Below are 5,364 nucleotides of genomic sequence, written 5' to 3'. Positions count from 1 at the left end.
CTGATGTGTAAAAGGCAACCAAAACAGCAACTGAAATATAAAATTTCAAATTATACTTACTACTTAACATGATTAGACGCAATTTTAGCACTCATTAAACAAAGTGGAATACCGCCCCCCGGGTGCACGCTTCCACCGACAAAATATAAACCTTTAACATTTTTTTTAAAGTTAGGGTGTCTTAAAAATGCTGCGAATTTATTGTTACTTGCGGTTCCGTAAAGTGAACCTTGATAAGAAGACGTCTTGCTTTCAATCGTTCGCGGATCGAGAATTTCTTCATATTCTATTAAATCTTGCAATGAAGTAGATAATCGGTTATTAATTTTGGCAATGATATTGTTTCTCGTATTCGCGATCAACTCATCCCAATTCTGACCACAATTAGATGGTGCGTTTACCATTACAAACCAATTTTCAGCACCCTGTGGAGCATCATTTTTGGCTAATTTTGACGAAATATTAATATAAACTGTTGGGTCACTATACATCGTTTTATCGTCAAAAAGACATGTAAACTCTTGCTTATAATTATCGGTAAAAAAGATGTTATGTAAGTCTAACGCTTGAAACTCTTTCTTCACACCCCAATAGAATATGATTGCCGAACTCGATCGCTCCTGCGATAAAGTTTTTTTTGGAATTTTAATCTGAGGTATTAATTTATGATAAGTAAAATATACGTCCATATTACTAAATACAATTTCTGCAAAAATAGTCTGGTTGTCAACTTTCACCCCTTTGACTTCATTATCGGAGGAACTAAGAAGTATTTGTTCTACTTGACTATTGTATTCAAATTTTACACCGATGTCCTCAGCAAGTTGAACCAACGAAGTGGTAATACTGTTCATTCCCTTTGTGGGAAAAAAAGTGCCCACATTGTATTCGTAATGCGGAATAATACCCATTATTCCCGGAGTCTTATAAGGATTTGAACCATTGTAGGTGGCATATCTATCAAATAATTGAACTAATTTGGGATGCTGCAAATCTTTTACATTGGTTGCATGCAAAGATTGATTGATGTCTAAATCTTTTATTTTTAAAATTGCCTTAAGAGTTTTACGATTAAAGAAATTTTTAATAGTATGTAAACTTTGTTCTAAAAATAAATTTCCAATGGTGTCATTTATAAAGGCAGCCTTCAAAAGTTTTTTTTCAATGATTCCGTGCGGCGTAAAAAATATTTCAGAAACTTGCTTGGAAAAAGTGGTTCGATCGCCGGAGGCTTCAAGAGCTATGCCATCATCCCAAAAATAATGGCACGATTTATTATGTTTTACATAAGTAAAGTAGTCCCTTGGATTTTTGCCTGATAATTCAAATAATTCATCTACAAAATGAGGCATCGTAAACAATGAAGGGCCAGCATCAAAACGATAATTGCCTAAACGAAACTCTGAAAGTTTACCGCCTGGATATGCGTTTTTTTCAAATACCGTCACGTTGAATCCTTTTTGTTGAAGACGAATTGCACTTGCAATACCTGCAATACCCGAACCGATGACCACAGCCCTTTTAGGTTCGCTCTGTAATTCCATTTTTGTTTAAAATATATGCAAATATATTAAACAAATAAAAAAAATATGGGTTATTGAATTATATTTTTTAAAATAATTAGTAACAATTTTAAAAAGTTAAATTTGACCATATTTAACTAAAAAAATAGTGCAAGACACAACCGTAAGTATTTTATTCTCGAAAATGGTCTCGTTCAATAAAATGAATGACCTACTTCTTCTGTAAAATAGCAGCAGCATTTTTTCCCTCCCACACACCCACAAATTTGTAAGGAGCAAACCGAGCAAACATTTCTTCCTTGTACCAATTAAGCTTGCGAGTGAGCAAAACTACTTCGCGATGTTTCGGATTTTTATAGGCATAATCCATCATCTCCGCTTGTGTTTGCCAGATACTGATGGTAGCTTGCTGAATAAGGGGCCATTCGCCAACACCAATAGATAAAACCAGTCCATCATAGCCACTTAAGCTTTGACTTACTGTTCCGACTTTACTCCAAAAAGACCATAATTTTCTGAATCGTATACTCGCACGAGTCAGCACAATAACAGGTTTGTCTAAGTCAAGTGTAGCAGTTTTTTCAAACGGTTGCCTACCATTCCAAAATCCGTGAATATCTGCAGCATGCAAATAGGCCGTAAAATGTTCGACACTCCGATTTTGATACGCTTTAAAAAAGCCATTTTCCGTAAAAAAAGTCGCTGCAAAATCTTCCGATTCCCATACACAAAAAAGTACGTAAGTTCCAAAATTAGGGATAGCACTAAAGCCATTTTTGGCTCCTGAGCCTAATAATTTATAGAAAATAAGCCCTGGAACATTTTTTAATTCTAGATGTCCAAGTTGCATTTGCTTAAATGCCCAATATCTATTTGGAATTGCTTCCACCTTAAAAAAAGTGCTTGTCGTTATCTGACTCATTACAGTATTTGAATTTTTAAAGGTCCTGCATTTATTGCTATTCTTGCACAGAAGGAAATCGGTAGATCCGCAAGTAAAAGGTCCGCATTGCTCAAAAATATAGAATTGTAGCTCCTGCAGAATGAACTATCAAATACTGACAGATTTTGTAAATATAAACTCAAATCATCTAGCCGTTGCATTTGCTATTGGGTTAACTTATTTAAAGTATTGTAAATTTATATATAAACCTTGAAGTTTCATAAAAAAGTTAGGTACTCATGTGTTAATTGTTGCAGGTGTAAGGCAATTTAAAAAGGTAATTAGAAGCACATACTATGACATATAAGACGCATTATCCGGATATAAATTTTCAATTATTGATTTTAAAAATTTAGCTTAGGTTAATTATTCCTCTTCCCTATTCTGAAACTTCGTGCGTTTACTTCCTTCATAAATATCATATTTCACCAACCGAGCTTCTAATTTTCCGTTGAATAATTTTATTTTTCGCGAAGGTTTCAATCCAACAAACTTCAATGCTTCTAAGTTGGCTGTGATAAACCAGGCCTGAGTATTAGGGTAACTTTGTTTAAACGTATCGCCAATTTCTCTGTAAAAACGTTCCATATCTATATCCAAACGTTCGCCATACGGCGGATTAAAAACCATTTGCAGGGGACCTTCTGTTTGCTTCTCTGTTTCAAAAAAGTCTTTTTGCTCAATGGTCACATAATCATCCAAATTAGCATTTTGAATATTGTCTTGAGCTTTTCGAACGGCACTTGGAGCTTTGTCAAAGCCTTTGATGGTATAGTGAAACTCTCTCGTTTTCTTCATCAAACTATCAATGATTTGGTCAAATAAATCATTGTCCCAATCGTTCCACTTTTCAAAAGCAAATTCTTTTCGGTTAATGTTTGCCGGAATATTGCATGCAATCATCGCAGCTTCCGCTAAAATGGTTCCGCTCCCGCACATCGGATCTAAAAAGTGAGAAGTTCCCTCCCAACCGGAAAGAAGCAACATTCCTGCTGCTAAAACTTCATTGATTGGAGCAATATTAGTCGCCGAACGATAACCTCGTTGGTGTAACGATTCACCGGAAGTATCTAAAGAAACCGTGCATTGGTCGCGATCTAAATGTATATGAATTCGTAAATCAGGAAAATCTTTATCGATACTCGGACGAACACCTGATTTGGCTCTGAATTGATCCACAATCGCATCTTTGGTTTTCAAAGCAACAAATTGCGAGTTATTAAATGCTTCCGAATACAGAGTCACATCTACCACAAATGTTTGCTTTTCGGTCATAAACTGACTCCAATCGATGCTTGAAATTCCATCATACAAACTCTTTTCGTTAAACACTTTAAACCATTTGATGGGTTTTAAAATTTTAAGAGCCGTTCGCAAGGATAAATTAGCTTTGTACATAAATCCTTTATCGCCGGAAAAGGTCACCACCCGTGTTCCGGTTTGCACATCTTGTCCGCCTAACTGCTGTACTTCTTTCGCTAAAATCTCTTCAAAACCAAAAAAGGTTTTGGCAACCATCTTAAAATTCTTTTCCATGACTATTAAATCTGTAAAACTTGGCAAAAATACACTAAATTTGCACGTTCCTAAAGTATCTATTCAATTAATGTCAGATTCTATAAAACCTCTACCCCGCTCCCGAAACGTCGGGATGCAACCCACAAATAATAACTGGTATGCCTCCTGGTTTGACACACCTTATTATCACATACTCTACAAAGACAGAGATTATGATGAAGCCCAGATTTTTATGGATAATCTAACCCATTATTTAAATTTGCCTGAAGACGCAAAAATTTTAGATCTTGCTTGTGGAAAAGGTCGTCATTCTATTTATCTTAATCAATTAGGATTTGATGTAACCGGAGCTGATTTGTCTGAAAATAGTATCACGGAAGCCTCAAAATCATCCAATGACAAATTGCATTTTCAAGTACACGACATGCGAATTTCGTTTGAAGAAAAGTTCGATGCAATTTTCAATTTGTTTACCAGTTTTGGGTATTTTGAAGATGATGCAGATAATTTAACAACGCTAAAAGCAATTCGCGACAGTTTATCAGAATATGGTTTTGCTGTGATTGACTTTATGAATGTTGATCAGGTGTTGGAAAATTTAATTCCCGAAGAAACAAAAACAGTGGATGGTATTGATTTTCATATCAAACGCTATGAAAAAAACAATTACATTTATAAAGAAATTTCATTTTCTGACAAAGGAGAAGATTTTCACTTTACTGAAAAAGTCCAAGCCTTACGATTAGCTGATTTTGAAAAAATGATGGAAGAAGCCGACATTTACTTATTAGATGTTTTTGGTGATTACAAACTCCGAAAATTCTATAAAGCTCAATCTGAACGTTTAATTTTGATCTTTAAATAATGCAGTATATTATTACTTTTTCAGCTGTCATCTTAGGGTTTTTGATTGCCTTGTTCTTGAAACCTCAAAAGAAAAAAAACATCAAATTATTATTGGCGTTTAGTGGAGCTTTTTTGCTTTCGCTGACGGTTTTGCATTTACTTCCTGAGTTGTTTGAAGATTCCCACCATGTTCATGAAGGCGAACAAGTTCATTCGTCTATTCCGGTGGGTGTTTTTATTATGATTGGAATTTTGTTCCAAATAGTCTTAGAATTTTTCTCTAAAGGTGCCGAACACGGTCACGTTCACGTGCATACCGATGAAAACAATGAAGTACATCAAATTCCGTGGTTGTTGTTCATTAGTTTATGTATTCATGCGTTGTTAGAAGGATTTCCTATATATGAAAACACAAATTTGGCATACGGAATTGCGGTGCACCACTTCCCAATTGCCATCATTCTAACGTTGTTTTTTGTGAATGCCAAAATGAACAAATTCATAGTTTTTGCATTCATGCTTTCATTTGCTTTG

Annotated in this window: 5 protein-coding genes; 2 read left to right on the top strand and 3 right to left on the bottom strand. The window is 35.0% G+C overall.

Annotation, left to right across the window (positions count from 1 at the left end):
* Window positions 1-59: 59 nt before the first annotated feature.
* The 3 genes from crtD to ACIQ2S_RS10845 form a co-directional block, all read right to left on the bottom strand.
* Window positions 60-1,544 carry a 1-hydroxycarotenoid 3,4-desaturase CrtD gene (crtD, locus tag ACIQ2S_RS10855; protein ID WP_396175859.1) on the bottom strand — a complete coding sequence of 495 codons (1,485 nt, stop codon included), beginning with the start codon at window positions 1,542-1,544 and terminating at the stop codon, window positions 60-62.
* Between the two features lie 190 nt (window positions 1,545-1,734).
* A complete protein-coding gene (locus ACIQ2S_RS10850) occupies window positions 1,735-2,445 on the bottom strand; it encodes a DUF3291 domain-containing protein (protein WP_396175857.1) in 711 nt (236 codons plus the stop codon).
* A gap of 387 nt (window positions 2,446-2,832) precedes the next feature.
* The gene (locus tag ACIQ2S_RS10845) at window positions 2,833-4,002 is read right to left on the bottom strand and encodes a class I SAM-dependent RNA methyltransferase (RefSeq protein ID WP_396175855.1); all 1,170 of its coding nucleotides are present in this window, start codon (window positions 4,000-4,002) and stop codon (window positions 2,833-2,835) included.
* Window positions 4,003-4,117: 115 nt separating this feature from the next.
* On the opposite strand from ACIQ2S_RS10845, the gene ACIQ2S_RS10840 reads away from it, so the two are divergent.
* Both ACIQ2S_RS10840 and ACIQ2S_RS10835 read left to right on the top strand, forming a co-directional pair.
* A complete protein-coding gene (locus ACIQ2S_RS10840; protein WP_396175861.1) occupies window positions 4,118-4,849 on the top strand; it encodes a class I SAM-dependent methyltransferase in 732 nt (243 codons plus the stop codon).
* Window positions 4,849-5,364 (top strand): ZIP family metal transporter (locus tag ACIQ2S_RS10835; protein WP_396175853.1); only part of this gene is annotated, 516 nt, incomplete at its 3' end. The genes ACIQ2S_RS10840 and ACIQ2S_RS10835, both read left to right, overlap by 1 nt.

Origin of the sequence: Flavobacterium sp., assembly GCF_044371705.1 — a bacterium.
Classification (GTDB): domain Bacteria; phylum Bacteroidota; class Bacteroidia; order Flavobacteriales; family Flavobacteriaceae; genus Flavobacterium.
Note: the sequence above shows the minus strand (reverse complement) of the source record. Positions and strands in the feature narration are given on the sequence as shown.

Excerpts from the sequence above, each read along its gene's own strand:
- crtD (WP_396175859.1), bottom strand. The coding sequence starts at position 1,544 with ATGGAATTACAGAGCGAACCTAAAAGGGCTGTGGTCATCGGTTCGGGT.
- ACIQ2S_RS10850 (WP_396175857.1), bottom strand. The coding sequence starts at position 2,445 with ATGAGTCAGATAACGACAAGCACTTTTTTTAAGGTGGAAGCAATTCCA.
- ACIQ2S_RS10845 (WP_396175855.1), bottom strand. The coding sequence starts at position 4,002 with ATGGAAAAGAATTTTAAGATGGTTGCCAAAACCTTTTTTGGTTTTGAA.
- ACIQ2S_RS10840 (WP_396175861.1), top strand. The coding sequence starts at position 4,118 with ATGCAACCCACAAATAATAACTGGTATGCCTCCTGGTTTGACACACCT.